We start from the raw sequence: 18,329 nt of genomic DNA on the forward strand, positions 1-18,329 counted from the left end.
TGCGGCGTCCGTCAGTCCATCCATCCTGTTCTCTGGCACTGGCTCACGTAGTGGCTACCACTTCGGCGCAGCAAACTTCCGCGTACGGAAGCGATCAGCGGATTGAAGCCGCTGGTTTCGCCGGCGGTCTGCTGATGTCGGTGCTCGGTCCAATGAAGGCGCGAGAGAGGAAGGCTTTCCTTCGGCCAGATGAACGCGGACGGTGTTCCCGATCGCATTGAATGCGAATGCGACTTCGATGGAGGGAACCAGGGCTGTCATCGTCGAGGCTCGATATCAGTAAGAGAATCGCCGCACATCAGTGATAGCGCGAGCCCCCGCGTCATTGATGTCATCAATAGCCGCTATTCGCGGCAGTGCTGTGCAGGAATCTCGCAGTTTCTGTGATGCACGACCTACGGTTGCGCCCGGTACCTGGTAGTGCACGTCACCACGCAGCCCTCACCAGAGAGACACGAAAAGCCACGCGGGTCAAAGCCTGGGCGCACCTGCTCAGAATTCAGGACGGCGACGACTTCACGTGAGCGACGGGACGAACTGTTCAGCCCACGCGACATCACAGGACCGGACCGGCATCACCGGTGCCATCCGCGCACGCCGGCACTTCGTGAGCACCACTGGTACGAGCCCCGGACGGCAGTGAAGCCGTCCTCGGAAGTAGGAGCACAGATGCAGTACGCCCGCCCCCTTCGTCGTGCAGTGACTGCCGCGGTCTCCGTAGGCGCACTCACCGCACTCGCCGCTTGCGGCGGCACCACGGACCCCGCCGGCAGCACTGACGCGAAGAAGTCCGGTGAAAGTGGCTCCGGGAGCAGGACGATCATATTCTCGCCCGGTTACGCCAGCTCACCGGCCTTGCAGGAGCTGGCCAAGGGAGTGAAGGCCGAGGCCCAGAAACAGGGCTACAAGGTCATCGTCCAGGAAGCCAACGGCAGCGCACAGACACAGCTCAACCAGCTTCAGAGCGCGGTACAGACCGGTCAGGCCGCGGGCGTCTACGCGCTGATGCTCGACCCGAAGACCGCAGGCCCCCTCGTGGAGTCGGCGCAGAAGAAGGGTGTGCCGATGGTCATCACCGGCACACCCTCGGACTACGGGCTGTCCGGGATGACGCAGGGCATCACCTTCGACCGTACGGACAACGCGGCCATCGGCAAGGCACTCGGCACACAGCTCGGTACCTGTATCAACGAGAAGCTCGGAGGGAAGACCGAGGTCATCCACACGGTCAACGTCCCGGGCATCTCCGGCGCGGCCGCGACCGAGGCGGCCACGAAGGCTGCCCTGACCGCCACTGCCCCTGGTGCCAAGATCGTCGCCACGATCCCGGCGGCCCCGGACACCGTGAAGGCTCAGACCGACATAGGCAACTCCCTCCAGGGGCACCCCAACACCCAGGCGGTCGTCGGTGCCGTCGACGAAGCTGCTCAGGGTGCGATCGGGGCGTTCGCCTCTGCGGGCAAGAAGCTTCCATGCCTGGTCACCGCCGGAGGGGCTCCGGAAACCCTGGCGAAAGTGAAGACCGGGAAGATCTACGCCCTCGTCGCCCTGGACTACCAGGCGGATCTCAACCAGGCCATGGACGCACTGTTCAAGTTGGTGAAGGACCCCGCCGCGAACGGCGAACAGCTCACTGTGCCGCAGAAGATCACAAAGGCCGGCCAGTGACGACGGCGCCCACCGGCCGGCAGGCTGCGCCGTCCGAGGCAGAAGACGAGACCGAGGACCGGGGAGCAGTCGCTCCCGCGCCCCACAGTCTGCCGCGATCCGTCTCCACGCTGGTCTTCCTGCGCGATCAAGGTGTCTTCGTGATGTGGGGCATCCTCATCGTGGTCTTCGCCTTCCTCGGGTCACCGTACTTCTTCACCATGACGAACGCCGTCCTGGTAGCCAACGCGGCAGCGATCACAGCGATCTTCGCCGGCGGTGTCGCCATCGGCGTCATGACCGGATCCCTGGATCTCTCCCTGCCCGGAACGGCCGCCGTCGCCAGCTGTGTGTGCGGCTGGCTCCTCACCCATGGCGCTCCCACCTGGCTGTCCTTGGCCGCGGGGCTGGCCTGCGGACTGGTCGTCGGCTTGCTCAACGGCCTGATCGTGCTGCGCGGCTTCAGCTCCATCATCGTGACCATCGGCGCCTTTTCCGCGCTCTCAGGTCTGGCGGCCGTCATCTCCCACGGCCAGTCGTTCCCCGGTCTGACCCAGCTGAACTTCATGGGGACCCACCACTACTTCGCCTACGGAGGTTTCACAGGCATTCCCGGTCCCGTCTTCATCGTCGCCGCCGTCTACGTCATCGGATTCCTGTTCCTGACGCGTACCCGCGACGGCCTGCGGGTCATGGCGGTGGGAGCGAACGGCGAAGCCGTACGCCGCGCAGGAATCAACAGCGGCGCGTACCGGCTCATCGGCTTCGTCATCTCGGGGGTATTGGCGGCTCTTGGGGGTCTCGTCAGCACCGCGACGGTGACACTGGCCAGTCCGACCGCTGACGCGTCGATCATCTTCAACTCACTCACCGCCGTGTCGCTCACCGGCATCGTGCTCTCCGGAGGCCGCGGCAGTTTCCCCCGGGTCCTCGTGGGTGCGCTGATCCTGGCGACCATCTCGAACGGGCTCACCATCCGTGGCGTGCAGCCCTACTGGGCGACCGTGTCCACCGGTGTGCTTCTGATCGGTTCGCTCTTCGTGGAGCGAGCCATCCACACCAGCGTCGCCAAGCGCTTGATGTCCGCCAATCTCTCGGTCCATCAGAAGGGGGTGTAGGAATGGCTGTCCCCGCGATGGAACTGTCCGGTATCGAGCACCACTACGGATTCGTACGTGCGCTTGACGGTATCGACTTCCGCGTCGACCCCGGAGAGGTCGTAGGCCTGCTGGGAGACAACGGCGCGGGCAAGTCCACGTTGCTGAAGGTGATGTCGGGTGCACACCGTCCGACGCAAGGCACGATCCTCGTCAACGGGGAGACCCGCACCTTCCACGCACCGAAGGATGCCGCCGCCGCCGGCATCCAGATGGTCTACCAGGACCTGTCCCTGGTGGAGCCCCAGGACATAGCGACCAACCTGAATCTCGGTCGGGAGATCCTCTACCGGGGACCGCTCGGCTGGTTCGGGTTCGTCAACCACAAAGCACAGCGCCGTCATGCGGAGGAGCAACTGGACAGACTCGGTGTCCGCACCGCGCCGATGATGCGCCCGGTGGAGCTTCTGTCAGGCGGTCAACGCCAGGCCATCGCCTTCGCGAGAAGCGCCATCCGGGTCGCCGGAGAGGCACACGGAATTCTCCTGCTCGACGAGCCCACGGCAGCGCTCGGATACGAACAGACGCGCCAGGTCGAGGACCTCATCCGGAAACTCGCCGAGCAGGGAACAGCAGTCGTGGTCGTCTCGCACGACCTGCCCTTGTGCTACGAGGTCACCCATCGCATGGTCATCCTCAACCGAGGACGCAAGGTCGCAGATGTTCGAACGGCCGAGGCAGACCGTGACCGCGTCGTCGGCTGGATCACCGGATCCCAGCCCTCGATGTTCGGTCCCTGACGGGCGAGCCGACCGGACGACTCCACGTCGCCGTGGTCGTCACGGTCGGCGCGACCGACGGCGGGCAGACGGAAAATGGGCTCGTCGGCAGGTGGCGAAGGATGCGTCCGCGGACACCCTGACGGTGACCGCGGCCCTCACCAGCGGCGGCGAGGCGCCCTGCCTGCCGGGCCTGTCCTTACACCAGCTGACCGATCTCCATCCGGGCAACTGCTGCACAACGTCGACGGCGCTTCAAGAGCCGCTTCCGGGATTTGGCTTCGGGGGCTCTCGGTCTGGTTCCGATCCGGCACCCACCGCAATGCGCGGCGACCAGGGCTACGCGAGGTGGTCAAACGCTCGAGTCAGCGGTTGTTCGGCCCAGATCGTCTTACCGGAGTGCTGGCTGTACCGGCTGCCCCAGCGCGTGGAGAGTTGGGCGACAAGGAACAGGCCGCGGCCTCCCTCGTCGCTCCATCGGGCCCTGCGCAGGCGGGGCTGGGTGTTGCTGGGGTCGACGACCTCGCAGACCAGCACCTCCTCACAGATCAGGCGCAGCCCGACGGGGCCGCCGGCGTAGCGGACGGCGTTGGTGACGAGTTCACTCACGATCAGCTCGGTGGTGAAAGCCAGTTCCTCCAGGCCCCAGGCGGCCAGTTGACGGGCGGTGGCCTCGCGGGCCTCGGCCACGACGGCCGGATCCGCGGGGAACTCCCAGCTCGCGAGGGACTGGGCCGGGACGGCGCGCGTGCGGGCCAGAAGGAGTGCGATGTCGTCACGAGGCGGGGCGTCGCCGAAGTCGACGAGAATGGTGCGGCCGATGTCGTCCAGTGCCCGGCCGGGTTCGGAGAGTGCCGCGAGGCGGTCCGTCAGCCGCAGCAGCTCACTGTCGATGTCGCCGTCGCCGCTTTCGAGCAGTCCGTCGGTGTAGAGGGCGAGGACGCTGCCCGGGTCCAGATCGATGACGGTGGTCTCGAACGGCATCCCGCCCACCCCCAGGGGCGGACCGGGGAAGATGTCGATCACCTCGACGGTGCCGTCGGGCCGGACCGCCACGGGCGGTGGGTGGCCCGCACTGGCCAGGGCGCAGTGGCGCGAAACAGGGTCGTACACGGCGTACAGACAGGTGGCGCCGACGGCGTCGCCGGGCTCGGGCCCGGGCTCCCCGGCGAGTTGCTGAACGAGATCGTCGAGATGGGTAAGGAGTTCGGTGGGATCGAGTTCGAGGTCGGCGAGAGTACGGACGGCGGTGCGCAGCCGGCCCATGGTGGCGGTGGCGTGCAGACCGTGGCCGACCACGTCCCCGACGACCAGTGCAACCCGCAGAGAGGGCAGGGGGATGACGTCGTACCAGTCGCCGCTGATCCCTGCTGCGTCGCCGGCGGGCTGGTAGATCCCCGCGGCCTCCACCGCCGGGGTGTCGGCGGTAGCCGCGGGCAGAAGGCTTTGCTGCAGCCCGAGCACCGCGCGGTGCTCGCGGGTGTAGCGGCGGGCGTTGTCCACGCTCAACGCGGCCCGGGAGACGATCTCCATCAGCAGGTCCGCGTCCCCGGGACACAAGGGCTCCGGCTGCTCGGTGCGCCAGACCGAGACGGAGCCGAGCACCAGGCCGCGTGCGAACAACGGGGCCCACACCCCCGAGTGTCCGTGCTCGGGCACCAGCAGCTGAATCACCGCGGGGTCACCGATCATGGCGCGTACCTCCGCCGGATCGATGAGAACGGCACGGCCGTGCTGCCAGCTCCGCAGATCGGCCGTGTCCGGTACCGAGAAGGGCGCTCCGCCGAGTTGGAGAAGGGCAGCGGGCCAGCTACCGGTGGCCGCGGCCACGGCGACCCGGCGCAGGTGCAGATCTCCGCCGCCGAGGATTTTCGGCGGCTCGTCTCCCTCGAGCACGGCTTCCGCGAGGTCGACACTGGCCAGGTCCCCGAAGGCGGGGACGAGGACGTCCGCCAGGTCTTGTGCGGCATGGGTGACGTCGAGAGAGCCACCGATGCGGGTGGCGGCCTCGTGTAGCAGATCCAGCTCACGGTGGGCCTGCCGCCGCCTGATGGTGTCCGTGACCAGCACGACGACACCCGTCGCAGCCCCATGGCAGTCTTCCATCCGGAATGCCGACAGCGACAAGGTCCCCTGCCGCCCCGGTTCCCGCGGCGACCGCACCGGCAGGTCTTTCCCCGTCAGCGGCTCACCCGTGGCCAGCACCCGGCCCAGCGCGGTCTCGATGGCCTCGGCGTGCTGCGGGGCGAGCACGTCCGTCAGCCGGCCGCCTGGGAGCAGGGCGAGGCCACCGAAGGTGTCGGGCGAGACATTGGTCCGTGCGACGGTGAGGTCCACGTCGTGAACAATGATCCCGACCTCGTCCTGGCCGAGCAGAGAACGCAGCACACTCGCGCCCTGCTCCCAGTCGGTCACCTGCCGAGCGGGCGCGAACAGCAGAAAGGACCCAGAAGGGTCCGACGGCAGGGTCCGGTAGGCGACATCGACCGAGCCGCCTGAGCGATGCCGCAGAAGCGCTCGGCCCCCCGCCGGGATCCCCGCTTGCCACCCCACGGTCCCGAATGTGTGATCGGACGCGCCAGCGAGCAGGGACCGGACCGGGCGGCCACATACCTCTTCGGCCCCGCGGTCCAGGAGCTCGGCGGCCATCCGGGACCAGCGAACCACGGTGCCCTCGCCGTCGAGCACGACCGTCGCGATACCGGCGAGTGCGTCCAGTGCGTCCTCCGTCTCTCCAGCTCCAGCAGTGGACCCGCGCATCTCACTTACTCCTCAAACTCGGCTGCCCCACCCCTCAAGGCAATATGCCCATTATGTCGATATTTGTGGAACTCTGGAGCCTGGTTCCCGGTGAGGTGTGTCTCGCCTAATCGTGGCCTGTTTTCAGGCGGTGACGGTGCGGTCGGAGACGAGGCTGGCGATGGCAGGGTAGGTGTCGGGCAGGCGGTCGCGGCGGTGGGTCCAGCGGGCCAGTTGCTTCCAGCGTTTGTGGTCGGCGAGGGCGTGTTCGACCGTGATGCGGTCGGACGAGTGCCCGTGACGGTCACGTTCCCACTGCGCGACTCGACCAGGCAGTGCTCCGGGTCGTGGCCTTCTCGGCGGGGTGATGGCCTGGCCGGGGTGGTCGCGGCTCAGGCCGAGGTAGCCGTCGTCCAGGAGGACCTCCACTTCGGGGAAGTGCTGGAAGCAGATGGCGATGCCTTCGTTGCGGGCGGCTGTGGCGTCATGCATGTGCCCAGGCCGTAGGGCATCGGTCCATAACGTGCGGCCGTGCCAGTCCGCGATCACGGTGGCCTTCATAGTGTTCTGTTTCTTCTTGCCGGAGACGAACGCCCGCCGTCCGCCGCGGCCAGCCGGTGGCCTGCGCACCTGGATCTCGGTGGCGTCAGGCGCAGCTCGATGTTCTCGGCCCGGGCATAGGCGAACACATCCGTCAGCGTCCGAAGACGCAGGCCAGGGCTGTCCGGGACCGCGCACCCCCTCTCAGCCAGGAGCGTGCGTACCTCTCCGATTGTGCGCGTGACGGTGGAGCGGTCGACGCCGAACAGCAGTCCCAGCATTGAGTGCGGCAAGTCGTGCCGCAGATGGATCGGCGTGGCCACCAGCCGGTCGACGAACACCAGCTGATGGCGGGCGCCGGCACCTTCGGCCCGCTTCCGGACTCCGCCTCGCGCGGCATGGCGACGACCGCCGACCCCGGCCTGTCACGGCACGGCTAACTCCTGGGCCAGGCACGCGAGATGACGTCGAGAGAGCCCCGTGAACAGCCGATGTGCCAACACCGCCCGATTGACCATGATCGCCACAGCGGGATCATGCCATCTGCCTGGCACGACACCTCACCCGCTATCACGCACCAACTCGTAATAGGGCCTGCAGAGAATCAACTTGTGGGTTTTGAGACTTGACATCGCAGGTCCGGGCGCTGGCTACCCCCAAGTTGTTCTTCTGCGAGCCCTTAGTGTGCCGTTCAACGGCGCATCGCCCGGTCGTGGGTTGTTGTCCTCGTCGCGGACGGACCCGCCCTGTCGACACTAGTCGTCGCTTACTTCATCATTTGGGTGGAAAAAGCCGAATCATTCCCCTTGGTTTCCCAGGGCGGTCGTGATGCTGCGGCGAGCCTTTCCCGCGTCGCCTCCTTACCGGATCAATCCCTCATGAAACGATAAGTAGGAGATTCGCCGACGGCAGACAAGAAATAGCGCCGAAAGACTGGAAAGCTAGGCCGGGACCATGTCAATGTAAAACGTCCCGCGAAACGCCAGGCCAGACGGTGCTACTCGTCGGCTGCGCTCAGTTTCCGAAACGGCTCGGAATGACGCGTTGCGTGAGTTGTCCCGCTGGCGTGGCCCCTACTTGGGAGGCCCGACTGTCAGACTCCGCTATCTGATCTGTCCGCTTCACTTCACCCGCACTCTTTGTCCCTGGCGGACTGAACGCTTGGGTCGGTCAAATGGCGGGTGACTACCTTGCGGTGTCCATCGGGCTCTGCGTCTGCGCGGCCGGACTGTTCGGTGAGCACTCCTGCACTCCGAGCCTTGCGCTCATATCAGCTTGCCCTCCCCGATGGTGAGCTCAAGCAGACGCCGGGTTCGTGATGCAGCGCGCAACATAGACGACGATCGCCGGTTAGCCAAACCGGCGATCGTCGCGACCATTGAGCACGTCCGCATTTGGCTGTACTTGGCGGTGGAGCCGTAGCGGACAGGGCAGAAGGCAGCGCTCCCTCAACCCGCCTGCGAGGAAGAGGAGGGGCATCAGCTGCTGCAGCCCTGATGCCCGCAGCGCCCTTCGCTGAAGCGCAGCGGCTCTTGTGCAGTTTCCACACCCTCAAGGAGAGTGAGTATTCTGTCCGATCCCATCAAGAAACTTCCGTCGAACTCGAAGGGGAAGATCCGATACCGGTTTGTTGTCGACGTAGGAATCGATCCCGAAACGGGGAAGCGTAAGCAGTTGCGGCGTACCTTCGACTCGTTGAAGGAAGCTAGGGCCGAGTACGCGAACATAACTAATCGGCGGCATGATGGGTCGCTTGTGTCGCCCAACAAGATCACCGTGGGTGAGTGGCTCGACCGATGGCTGGCCATGAAAGCGGAGGATCTCGAAGAAACCACCATCTACAACTACGGGATTACCCTGGACCGAGTTCGAGGGAGGCTCGGTAATATCCGCCTCCAGGACCTTACTGAAGAGCACGTGGAAGAGTGGAGGGACTGGGCGCTGGCGCATGGTCGCGTGCGTGGTAAAAGGGCGGGGACGCCACTCAGTGTCACGAGTGTGGACATGAGCCTTGCTCGACTGAAGGAAGCGCTTGGGAGAGCTGTTACCCGGCGGTTGGTGTACGTCAATGTCGCTGCGCACGTGACCATTCCCCGGAGAGCACGCAAGGAAGAGCGGAAGACTAAAGAGGAGGTGCCGCCCTGGAATGTCCAGGAGGTTCAGAAATTCATACATGGAATTAGGAGTGAGCGGCTCTATGCTGCGCTTCTTCTTTCACTGATGGGGCTTCGTCCAGCTGAAGTCTGCGGCCTCCGCTGGGAAGACGTTGACTTGGGAAACGCCACGATCGTCATTGCCAACACGCGCACGATGATGGGCAACCGGTACGTGGTGGAGAAGGACACCAAGTCTCTTGCGGGTGAGCGGGATCTGCCGCTGCCAGCGCTGGTGCTGGGAGCCCTCAAGGCATTCCGGGCGCTCCAAGCCGAGGAGAGGCTCGCTCTGGGGGAGGCGTACACGGTGTCGGGCTACGTGCTGGTGCACGAGGCGGGCGACGCCTTCACGATCAAGCAACTTCGCCGACGCGCGTACCGGCTTATGGAGCTTCTCGGGCTCCGTCGCGTCAGGCTCTACGACGCACGCTCGTCGTGCTTCACCTTCCTGGCCAACAACGGTGTCCCGGACCATATCCTCGCGCGATGGGCCGGACATACGAACGTGAAGACGACCAAGCGGTGGTACGTCAAGCCGGATGTAGAAGATCTCCGCGGAGCCGCCACCACTTGGGATGGCCTGCACGGGGGTGCGGCGGAGGGGCAGGAGTGAGCCACGCGGACTATCAGCCGAGCGACTTGCGAGCCGCATGGCCAGCAGGATTGGGGGAGGTGGAATCGGAGTCCGCTTGCTGGTTCTGGACATGTGGCTGTAACTGGGAACATCCGGCTACGGCCAAGCCTTCTACCAAGCGTTCACCGTGTGGTCTTCAAGCTGCTGTTGGGCGGGATTCCGGAAGGTTTCCAGGTGAGTCACGCCGAGCCTCCTCCGTGCCACCACACTCGATGCTGCAACCCGACCCGTCTGGAGTCCGTGATCAAAGAGGAGAGCGTTGCTCGCAGCGACTGAAGGAGGGCACGCGCCCGGAGCGCCCACTGTCAACACGGCCACGAGTGCATGCCGGAGAACGTATACCTGTATTTTCGTTGGCAGGTCCGGCAGTGCAGGAGTGGGGCATGGCCCGCTAGGTTCACCCCGGCGATGTGACATCTCGTGACAGATGAGAGGGTCAGGCGGGTGAGTGAGACACCGACGAACACCCTGCAATACCGCTTTGACGGGCCAGAAGACGCTCCGGTCCTGATCCTCGGTCCCTCACTGGGTACCACATGGCACATGTGGGACCGGCAGGTCCCGGAGCTGACCCAGCAGTGGCGGGTCTTCCGCTACGACCTGCCCGGGCACGGCGGCTCCCCGGCGCACCCGGCCGGTTCCGTCACCGAGCTGACCGCCCGGCTGCTGGCCACGCTCGACTCCTTCGGCGTCCAGCGCTTCGGCTACGCCGGCTGCGCGCTCGGCGGTGCCGTCGGCATCGAGCTGGCCCTGCGGCACCCGGAGCGGATCGCCTCCCTCGCGCTGGTCGCCGCCTCACCCCGGTTCGGGACGGCGGACGAGTTCCGGCAGCGCGGTGTGATCGTGCGGACGAACGGCCTCGACCCGATCGCCCGGACCTCGCCGGAGCGCTGGTTCACCAGCGGGTTCGCCGCCGCGCAGCCCGCGATCACCGAGTGGGCCGTCCAGATGGTGCGCACCACCGACCCCGGCTGCTACATCGCCTCCTGCGAGGCCCTGGCGGGCTTCGACGTACGGCACGAACTCGCCCGGATCGGCGTGCCCACGCTCGTGCTGGTCGGCTCGGACGACCAGGTCACCGGGCCCGCCGAGGCCCGCACCCTGGTCGCCGGGATCCCCGACGCCCGGCTCGCCGTGGTACCCGGCGCCTCCCATCTGGTCCCGGTCGAGCAGCCCGCCGCCGTCACCGACCTGCTGGTGCGGCACTTCTCCACCGCCTGGCAGCCCGCCTACGACTCGACCACGGGCCAGATGGCCATCCCGGCCGCCCCGCTGAAACCGGTCCTGCTCGCCGCACCGCAGGTCGTGCCCCAGGTCGCTCCGCAGGTCACGCCCATCGCCGAGATCGCCCCGGCCGTCGCGGTGCCGCAGCCGCTCGGGCGGCCCGATCCCTACGACGCGGGACTCAAGGTCCGCCGGGAGGTGCTCGGGGACGCGCATGTGGACCGGGCGCTGGCGCAGGCCGACGACTTCTCCGGGGACTTCCAGGAGTTCATCACCCGCTACGCGTGGGGCGAGATCTGGGACCGGCCCGGACTCGACCGGCGCTCGCGCAGCTGTGTCACGCTCACCGCGCTGGTCGCGGGCGGCCACCTGGAGGAGCTGGGTTTCCACGTCCGTGCGGCCCTGCGCAACGGCCTCACCCCGGACGAGATCAAGGAAGTCCTGCTCCAGGCGGCGGTGTACTGCGGGGTGCCGGCGGCGAACAGCGCGTTCCGGGTCGCCCAGCAGATCATCCGCGAGGAGACCACTCCCGAGGACTGACGGACGGCCCGGGGGCAGGATGGTGACCATGAAGCTCACGAAGAAGTCCCACGCGTGCGTGCGCCTGGAGAAGGACGGGCGCACGCTCGTCCTCGACCCCGGAGGTTTCAGCGAGGAGGACGCGGCCGTCGGCGCGGACGCGATCCTGATCACGCACGAGCACCCCGACCACTTCGACGAGGGCCGGCTGCGGGCCGCGCTGGACGCGGACCCGGCCGCCGAGATCTGGACCCTGAAGTCCGTCGCCGACCAGCTCGCGGCGGCCTTCCCGGGCCGGGTGCACACCGTCGGCCACGGCGACACCTTCACCGCCGCCGGCTTCGACGTCCAGGTGCACGGCGAACTGCACGCGGTGATCCACCCCGACATCCCGCGCATCACCAACGTCGGCTACCTCGTCGACGGCGGCAAGGTCTTCCACCCCGGCGACGCCCTCACCGTCCCCGACCACCCCGTCGAGACGCTGATGCTCCCGGTGATGGCCCCCTGGAACAAGATCTCCGAGGTCATCGACTACGTCCGCGAGGTGAAACCGCGGCGCGCCTACGACATCCACGACGCCCTGCTCACCGATCTGGCCCGCCCGATCTACGACCGCCAGATCGGCGCCCTGGGCGGCGCGGACCACCAGCGGCTGGCCCCGGGGGCCTCGGCGGACGTCTGAGGCGCGTTGTCAGAGGGGCCCGGTAGGTTGTCAGGCATGCGCATCGCGACCTGGAACGTGAACTCGATCACCGCCCGCCTGCCGAGGCTCCTCGCCTGGCTGGAGAGCAGCGGCACCGACGTGCTCTGCCTCCAGGAGGCCAAGGTCGCCGAGGCGCAGTTCCCGACCGAGCAACTGCGCGAGCTGGGCTACGAGGCGGCGGTCCACGCCACCGGCCGGTGGAACGGCGTGGCGGTGCTGTCCAAGGTCGGCCTGGCGGACGTCGTCAAGGGCCTGCCCGGCGACCCCGGCTACGACGGGAGCGTGGAGCCGCGCGCGATCTCGGCGACCTGCGGCCCGGTCCGGGTCTGGTCGGTGTACGTGCCCAACGGCCGCGAGGTGGACCACCCGCACTACGCCTACAAGCTCCAGTGGTTCGAGGCCCTCAAGGCGGCCGTGGCCGGGGACGCGGGCGGCAGCCGCCCCTTCGCGGTCCTCGGCGACTACAACGTGGCGCCGGCGGACGACGACGTCTTCGACACGGCCGCCTTCGAGGGGCTCACCCATGTCACCCCGGCCGAGCGCGCCGCCCTGACCTCGCTGCGCGAGACCGGCCTGTCCGACGTGGTCCCGCGCCCCCTGAAGTACGACCACCCCTACACCTACTGGGACTACCGCCAGCTGGCCTTCCCCAAGAACCGCGGCATGCGCATCGACCTGGTGTACGGCAACGAACCCTTTGCCAAGGCTGTGCAGGACGCCTACGTCGACCGCGAGGAGCGCAAGGGAAAGGGTGCTTCCGATCACGCTCCGGTGGTGGTGGACCTGGAGGTGTAAGTGTCAACCTGGGTCCATGAACATCCCCTTTCTGGGCAACAGGCACGCCAAGACCGGTGACGTGCCCCTGACCGCCGACCCCGATCTGCTCGCCGAGTGCGAGCTGCTGCGCGCCCAGGCGGCCGAGGAGGGTGTCACGCTCGACGACACCCCGGCCTCGCTGGAGGCCCTCGACCAGCTGGTCCCGCGCTGGCGGGACGACGAGGAGACCATGACCTGGCTGGGCACCGACGCCGGCCTGTATCTGGGCACCGTCCTGACCCGGACCGTGGCCGGCGCGGAATGGGAGATCCGCGCGGACGGGGAGCCGGTCGTACGACTGGAGTCCGGCCGGGAGTTCGAGGTCGTCGAGTCCGGCCACGACTGGGCCGCGAGCGGGGTCCCCGAGCTCTCCCAACTCTACGCGGAGGTCGCCGAGACCTGAGCGGCGGCCGTGCGAACGGCGATCACTGCAGCGATAAAAGCGGCGTAAATACGGCTAATGCCCGAAAAGTGCGTGTCGTGCCTCAAGTCTGCTCGCGGCTGGATAGTTTGCGGCAACCACGACACAGCTGAGAGTGGGTAGGGCTGCGGATGGCCGTCGATCCTTTGATCGAGCTGCGCGACGTCAACAAGTACTACGGCGAGCTCCATGTCCTGCGGGGCGTCGATCTCACCGTCGGCAAGGGGGAGGTGGTCGTCGTCATCGGCCCCTCGGGGTCGGGCAAGTCGACGTTGTGCCGCACGATCAACCGCCTGGAGACCATCCAGTCCGGGAGGATCACGCTCGACGGGCAGCCGCTCCCCCAGGAGGGCAGGGCCCTCGCGAGGCTCCGTGCCGAGGTCGGCATGGTCTTCCAGTCCTTCAACCTGTTCGCCCACAAGACGGTCCTGCAGAACGTCTCCCTCGCCCAGATCAAGGTCCGCGGGCGCAGGAAGGAGCAGGCCGACCGGCGCTCGCACGAACTCCTCGACCGCGTGGGCCTGTCGGCGCAGGCCGGGAAACTCCCCGCACAGCTCTCCGGCGGTCAGCAGCAGCGGGTGGCCATCGCCCGCGCCCTCGCCATGGAACCCAAGGCCCTCCTCTTCGACGAGCCCACCTCGGCCCTCGACCCCGAGATGATCAACGAGGTCCTCGAAGTCATGCGGCAGCTCGCCCGCGACGGCATGACCATGGTCGTCGTCACCCACGAGATGGGCTTCGCCCGCTCCGCCGCCAACCGCGTGGTGTTCATGGCCGACGGCCGGATCGTCGAGGACCGCCCGCCGGAGGAGTTCTTCACCGCCCCGCGCAGCGAGCGTGCCAAGGACTTCCTGTCCAAGATCCTCAAGCACTGAGCGGGGAACACCACCCATGGCCCGTACCGCCCGTGTGCCCAGCGCCGTGGCCCTGCTCACCGTACTGCTCGCCGCCGCCGGTGGCTGCGGCAAGGAGGGCAGCCCGCCGAAGAAGGGGCCGGCGGCCGAGGCGCTGCCCGACTACCAGGTGGCGCAGGACTTCCGGCTGCCCGATTCCCCGACCTGGAATCGGGCGAAGAAGCGCGGTCACTTCACCGTCGGCGTCAAGGAGGACCAGCCCTACCTCGGCGAGAGGGATCCGGCCGCCGGCGTCTACTCGGGCTTCGACATCGAGATCGCCAGGATGATGTCCGCCTCCCTCGGCCTCGCCCCGGAGACCATCCGCTTCCGGACCATCGCCTCCGCCAACCGCGAGACCGCCCTGCAGAACGGCCAGATCGACTTCTACGTCGGCACCTACACCATCAACGACAACCGCAAGAAGCTGGTCGGTTTCGCCGGGCCGTACTACATGGCGGGCCAGTCCCTCCTTGTCCGCCACGACGAGAACGACATCCACGGCCCGCAGGACCTGGCCGGCAAGCGCGTCTGCTCGGCCGCCGGTTCGACGCCGTACCAGCGGATCAAGACCGAGTTCCCGAAGGCGATCCTGGTCGCCTACGACACCTACTCCGTGTGCGTCGACAACCTGCTCACCTACCAGGTCGACGCCGTCACCACCGACGACGCCATCCTCATCGGCTACGCGGCGAAGGCCCCCGGCGAACTCAAGGTCGTCGGCAAGCCCTTCTCCGAGGAGCCGTACGGCATCGGCGTCCCACGCGGCGACACCGCCCTGCGCTTCGCGATGGACGACGCATTGGAGGCCCGTGAGAAGAACGGCGACTGGAAGAAGGCCTACGAAGCGACGCTCGGCCTGTCCGGCGTCCCCGCCCCGAAACCGCCCCCGATCGACCGCTATCCCGCGAGCTGAGCGAGGACGGCATGAACGTACTGACAGACAACTTCGCCACGTATGCCCACGGTTTCCTCGGCACCGTCGAACTGACCGTCTACGCCTCGGTCCTCGCCCTGGTCCTCGGCTTCCTCATGGCGTCCTTCCGGGTCGCCCCCGTCGGCTCCCTGCGGATCCTCGGCACGGCCTGGGTCACCGTGCTCCGCAACACCCCGCTCACCCTGCTGTTCTTCGCGGTGCTGCTGGGCCTGCCCCGGTTCGGACTCGTGCTGCCCTTCCAGGTGTTCGCGGTCCTCGCGCTCGGCTGCTACACCTCGGCGTTCATCTGCGAGGCACTGCGCGCCGGCATCAACACCGTGCCCAAGGGGCAGGGCGAGGCGGCCCGCAGCCTGGGCATGACCTTCGGGCAGACCCTCGGCCTGGTGATCCTGCCCCAGGCGTTCCGGTCGGTCATCCCGCCGGTCGGCTCCACCCTCATCGCGCTCGCCAAGAACTCCGCGATCGCGGGCGCGTTCAGCGTCACCGAACTCCTCGGCACCTACAAGACCTTGAGCGAGCTCGGCTACAACATCGTCTGGACGTTCGTCTGGATCGCCGTCGGCTACCTCGTCATCACCCTCGCCATCAGCGCCGTGTTCAACGTGCTGGAGCGGAAGTGGGGGGTCGCCCGATGACCGAGGCCACCGCGCTCTACGACGTTCCGGGTCCCGTCACCAGAAGACGGCACACGGTGTACGGCATCCTGTCGACCCTCGTCATCCTCGCTCTGGTCGCCTGGATCCTCTATCTCCTCTTCGACACCGGACAGTTCACGCATACGAAGTGGATGCCCTTCGCGTACAAGGGCATCCAGGAACTCCTGCTGCGCGGCCTCGGCAACACGCTCGCGGCCTTCGCTATGGCCGCCGTCCTCTCCCTCGCGCTGGGCGGCCTGCTGGCCACCGGACGGCTTTCCGACCACCGTTCGGTGCGCTGGCTGGCCACCGTCGTCGTGGAGTTCTTCCGTGCCATGCCCGTACTGGTGATGATCTTCTTCATCTTCGTGGCGCTGAAGGTCCAGCCGCTGCCCGCCCTGGTCGCCGGACTCACCCTCTACAACGGCTCGGTGCTCGCCGAGGTATTCCGCTCCGGGGTGAACAGCGTCGAACGCGGCCAGGGAGAGGCCGCGTTCGCGCTCGGCATGCGCAAGACCCAGGTCATGTCCTACGTCCTGGTGCCACAGGCCGTACGGGCCATGCTGCCCGCCATCATCAGCCAGCTCGTGGTGGCCCTCAAGGACACCTCGCTGGGCTATCTCATCACCTACGAGGAGTTCCTCCATGCCGGGAAACTGATCGCATCCAACCTCGACTACGATTTGCCCTTCATCCCTGTGGTGATGGTGATCTCGCCGATCTACATCGGGATGTGCATGTTGCTCTCGTGGTTCGCCGGCTGGGTGGCCAGACGGGAGCGGCGCAGTCCCAAGACCGAGGCCGTCGAGGTGGCCCCGGCCGAACCAGGGATGCTGCTGCCGTAGGGGGCGGCAGCCAGGGCCAGGCCCGGCCGGCGGCAGCCGGAGATCACTGCTCGCGCAGCGGAACGGACACGTACGACGGGTCGTCCACCGGCGAGGAGAAGGTCAGCTGCGCGCCGGACGGGTTGTGCTCGATGTAGAGCGGATCCACCGTGTCGACCACCAGCGCGAGCCGGTGCCCGGCCGGCACGTCGTAGGCCGTGGAGAACAGGTCCAGGTCCACGTCGAACGCCTTGCCGGGCGTCCGGCCGTACCAGGTGTACGGCGCGTTGGTGACCAGCTTGCCGAGGCCGAGCGGGCCCACGTCGTACAGATAGGCCACGAGGGTGCCGCTCTCCTTGGTCGGGGTGAGGGTCGTGTGCAGCCGGGCCGTGCCGCGCACCCGCTGGGCGCCGGCGTACCGTTCGGACTGCCAGACCGCGGCCCAGCGGCGGGGCAGCAGCGGGATCGCGGCGACCGGCGGCAGCCGGGCGATCTGGTCGAGGAGGCCGGAGAGGAGGACGACCCCGCCGTCCGCGCCCGAGTCGACGTTCGCGTGGATCGTGGTCGAGCCGGCGAGGGCGACCTTCTTGCGGGTGGCGCCCACCGACTTCCAGTCCGGGTAACCCTCGTAGCCGCCGTCGGTGCGGGACTTGAGCTGGACCGGCTGCTCGCGGTCGATGCCGTTGTCCTCGCCCTTGAGGTAGTGGTCGAACCAGCGCTCGGTGTCGGTCCACACGTCGTTGGGCAGCCCCAGCAGGCCGGTCAGCTCGGCGGTGGCGTGGTCGCCGGGGCGCAGCTCCAGGCGCTTCGGGCCGGTCAGCTTCCCGTAGAAGTCGGCGTACTGGTTGGCCGGGAAGATGGAGTCGCTCCAGGCGTTGGCCATGAAGACGGCCGCGCCGTTCTTGTTGAGCTGGTCGACATAGGTCGCGACGGAACGTTTCGCCCCCCAGGCGATCATGTCCTGTTCCCGCTCCAGGTTCGAGGCGTAGAAGTCCTTGAAGATCTGCCGGACTTCGGGGCTCTCGCGCCCGGTGAGGGTCGCCGAGCCGTCCAGGAGGGCGGCCGCCTCGACGTGCTGGGTCCGGCCCGAGTAGATCGAGTCGATCAGATCCGCCCAGCCGCTGAGCGCGCCGACCGCCTTGATCCGCTTGTCGTGCGCGGCGGCCAGCAGACTGATCCCGGCGCCGTACGAGACCCCCGCGATGCCGATGTGCCGGGGATCGGCGGTGGTGTTGGCGAGTGCCCAGTCGATGACCTTGGACGCGTCCGCCACGTCCGGCGGACCGGCCACTTCGATCTGCCCGCCGGACTGCCAGAATCCGCGCACGTTGTAACTGAGCACGACGTAGCCGGCGTCGGCGAGCTTCTGGGCCTGGGCCAGATACTCGATCTGGGGCAGCGACCAGCTCGTGGGCAGCACGATGAGGGGGTAGCGGTGCGTGGCGCCGACGCCCGCGGGCGTGACGACGTTCGCCTTCAGGACGGTGCCGCCGTCGCCGGTGATGTCGACGAAGCGGACGGAGGCGGCGGCCTGTGCGGCCGGCGCCAGACCGACGACGCCGGCGGCGACCAGCGCCGCCGAGACGGCCCCCGCGGCGGTCGTGCGCAGAGCGGCGGTGCGGCGGCCGGCGGTATTGCGGCGGCTCGTTGTGGTGCGACCTCGTCCCATGGGGTCACTCCTCACTCGTGTAAGTGCAAAGTGACCAGACGGTAACCGCGACGACTTACCGTAAGTAACCCGTCGGTAAGTTACGTGCGGGTAACG

Annotated in this window: 14 protein-coding genes and 1 pseudogene; 12 read left to right on the forward strand and 3 right to left on the reverse strand. The window is 67.5% G+C overall.

Annotated features, from left to right (window positions below; all coding sequences use genetic code 11):
* The first annotated feature begins 669 nt into the window (after positions 1-669).
* The 3 genes from ACFWXC_RS01125 to ACFWXC_RS01135 are packed head-to-tail and all read left to right on the forward strand — an operon-like array spanning position 670 to position 3,544.
* On the forward strand, positions 670-1,668 hold the full coding sequence (locus ACFWXC_RS01125; RefSeq protein ID WP_384471037.1) for a sugar ABC transporter substrate-binding protein: 999 nt from the start codon (positions 670-672) through the stop codon (positions 1,666-1,668).
* Positions 1,665-2,765, forward strand: a complete 1,101-nt coding sequence (locus ACFWXC_RS01130) for an ABC transporter permease (protein WP_384471040.1) — start codon at positions 1,665-1,667, stop codon at positions 2,763-2,765. Before ACFWXC_RS01125 ends, ACFWXC_RS01130 begins: the two co-directional genes overlap by 4 nt.
* 2 nt (positions 2,766-2,767) lie before the next feature.
* The gene (locus ACFWXC_RS01135) at positions 2,768-3,544 is read left to right on the forward strand and encodes an ATP-binding cassette domain-containing protein (RefSeq protein ID WP_384471043.1); all 777 of its coding nucleotides are present in this window, start codon (positions 2,768-2,770) and stop codon (positions 3,542-3,544) included.
* A 318-nt stretch (positions 3,545-3,862) separates the two neighbouring features.
* Here the strand turns inward: ACFWXC_RS01135 and ACFWXC_RS01140 are convergent, their stop codons facing one another.
* Both ACFWXC_RS01140 and ACFWXC_RS01145 read right to left on the reverse strand, forming a co-directional pair.
* A complete protein-coding gene (locus tag ACFWXC_RS01140; protein WP_384471046.1) occupies positions 3,863-6,283 on the reverse strand; it encodes a SpoIIE family protein phosphatase in 2,421 nt (806 codons plus the stop codon).
* Between the two features lie 123 nt (positions 6,284-6,406).
* A pseudogene (locus ACFWXC_RS01145) lies at positions 6,407-7,320 on the reverse strand (transposase family protein).
* Between the two features lie 1,042 nt (positions 7,321-8,362).
* Here ACFWXC_RS01145 and ACFWXC_RS01150 point away from each other — a divergent pair.
* From ACFWXC_RS01150 to ACFWXC_RS01190, 9 genes are all read left to right on the forward strand, one after another.
* Positions 8,363-9,568: a tyrosine-type recombinase/integrase gene (locus tag ACFWXC_RS01150; RefSeq protein WP_384471049.1), complete on the forward strand. Its 1,206-nt coding sequence runs from the start codon at positions 8,363-8,365 to the stop codon at positions 9,566-9,568.
* Positions 9,569-10,033: 465 nt separating this feature from the next.
* Positions 10,034-11,353, forward strand: coding sequence for a 4-carboxymuconolactone decarboxylase (pcaC, locus tag ACFWXC_RS01155; RefSeq protein WP_384471051.1), 1,320 nt, complete (start codon positions 10,034-10,036; stop codon positions 11,351-11,353).
* A 28-nt stretch (positions 11,354-11,381) separates the two neighbouring features.
* Complete coding sequence (locus ACFWXC_RS01160; RefSeq protein WP_384471054.1) at positions 11,382-12,017, forward strand: MBL fold metallo-hydrolase; 636 nt, start codon at positions 11,382-11,384, stop codon at positions 12,015-12,017.
* Between the two features lie 36 nt (positions 12,018-12,053).
* Positions 12,054-12,833 (forward strand): exodeoxyribonuclease III, encoded by a 780-nt coding sequence (locus ACFWXC_RS01165; RefSeq protein WP_384471057.1) that lies wholly within the window; start codon positions 12,054-12,056, stop codon positions 12,831-12,833.
* 16 nt (positions 12,834-12,849) lie between these two features.
* Entirely contained in the window at positions 12,850-13,257 is a 408-nt protein-coding gene (locus ACFWXC_RS01170) for a DUF6278 family protein (protein ID WP_384471060.1), read from the forward strand.
* Positions 13,258-13,406: 149 nt separating this feature from the next.
* Positions 13,407-14,150: an amino acid ABC transporter ATP-binding protein gene (locus ACFWXC_RS01175; protein ID WP_384471063.1), complete on the forward strand. Its 744-nt coding sequence runs from the start codon at positions 13,407-13,409 to the stop codon at positions 14,148-14,150.
* A 16-nt stretch (positions 14,151-14,166) separates the two neighbouring features.
* Positions 14,167-15,084, forward strand: coding sequence for a glutamate ABC transporter substrate-binding protein (locus ACFWXC_RS01180; RefSeq protein ID WP_384471066.1), 918 nt, complete (start codon positions 14,167-14,169; stop codon positions 15,082-15,084).
* Between the two features lie 11 nt (positions 15,085-15,095).
* A complete protein-coding gene (locus ACFWXC_RS01185) occupies positions 15,096-15,740 on the forward strand; it encodes an amino acid ABC transporter permease (protein ID WP_384471069.1) in 645 nt (214 codons plus the stop codon).
* Positions 15,737-16,585, forward strand: coding sequence for an amino acid ABC transporter permease (locus tag ACFWXC_RS01190; RefSeq protein ID WP_384471072.1), 849 nt, complete (start codon positions 15,737-15,739; stop codon positions 16,583-16,585). Before ACFWXC_RS01185 ends, ACFWXC_RS01190 begins: the two co-directional genes overlap by 4 nt.
* Before the next feature lie 43 nt (positions 16,586-16,628).
* Here ACFWXC_RS01190 and ACFWXC_RS01195 read toward each other — a convergent pair whose 3' ends face one another.
* Complete coding sequence (locus tag ACFWXC_RS01195; protein WP_384471074.1) at positions 16,629-18,233, reverse strand: alpha/beta fold hydrolase; 1,605 nt, start codon at positions 18,231-18,233, stop codon at positions 16,629-16,631.
* Positions 18,234-18,329: the final 96 nt, after the last annotated feature.

It is taken from the genome of Streptomyces sp. NPDC058683, from assembly GCF_042716195.1.
Lineage (GTDB): Bacteria > Actinomycetota > Actinomycetes > Streptomycetales > Streptomycetaceae > Streptomyces.

Coding starts and splice junctions, on each gene's coding strand:
- ACFWXC_RS01175 (WP_384471063.1), top strand. CDS start 13,407: ATGGCCGTCGATCCTTTGATCGAGCTGCGCGACGTCAACAAGTACTAC.
- ACFWXC_RS01190 (WP_384471072.1), top strand. CDS start 15,737: ATGACCGAGGCCACCGCGCTCTACGACGTTCCGGGTCCCGTCACCAGA.
- ACFWXC_RS01195 (WP_384471074.1), bottom strand. CDS start 18,233: ATGGGACGAGGTCGCACCACAACGAGCCGCCGCAATACCGCCGGCCGC.
- ACFWXC_RS01165 (WP_384471057.1), top strand. CDS start 12,054: ATGCGCATCGCGACCTGGAACGTGAACTCGATCACCGCCCGCCTGCCG.
- ACFWXC_RS01180 (WP_384471066.1), top strand. CDS start 14,167: ATGGCCCGTACCGCCCGTGTGCCCAGCGCCGTGGCCCTGCTCACCGTA.
- ACFWXC_RS01170 (WP_384471060.1), top strand. CDS start 12,850: ATGAACATCCCCTTTCTGGGCAACAGGCACGCCAAGACCGGTGACGTG.
- ACFWXC_RS01160 (WP_384471054.1), top strand. CDS start 11,382: ATGAAGCTCACGAAGAAGTCCCACGCGTGCGTGCGCCTGGAGAAGGAC.
- ACFWXC_RS01125 (WP_384471037.1), top strand. CDS start 670: ATGCAGTACGCCCGCCCCCTTCGTCGTGCAGTGACTGCCGCGGTCTCC.
- ACFWXC_RS01185 (WP_384471069.1), top strand. CDS start 15,096: ATGAACGTACTGACAGACAACTTCGCCACGTATGCCCACGGTTTCCTC.
- ACFWXC_RS01140 (WP_384471046.1), bottom strand. CDS start 6,283: ATGCGCGGGTCCACTGCTGGAGCTGGAGAGACGGAGGACGCACTGGAC.
- ACFWXC_RS01135 (WP_384471043.1), top strand. CDS start 2,768: ATGGCTGTCCCCGCGATGGAACTGTCCGGTATCGAGCACCACTACGGA.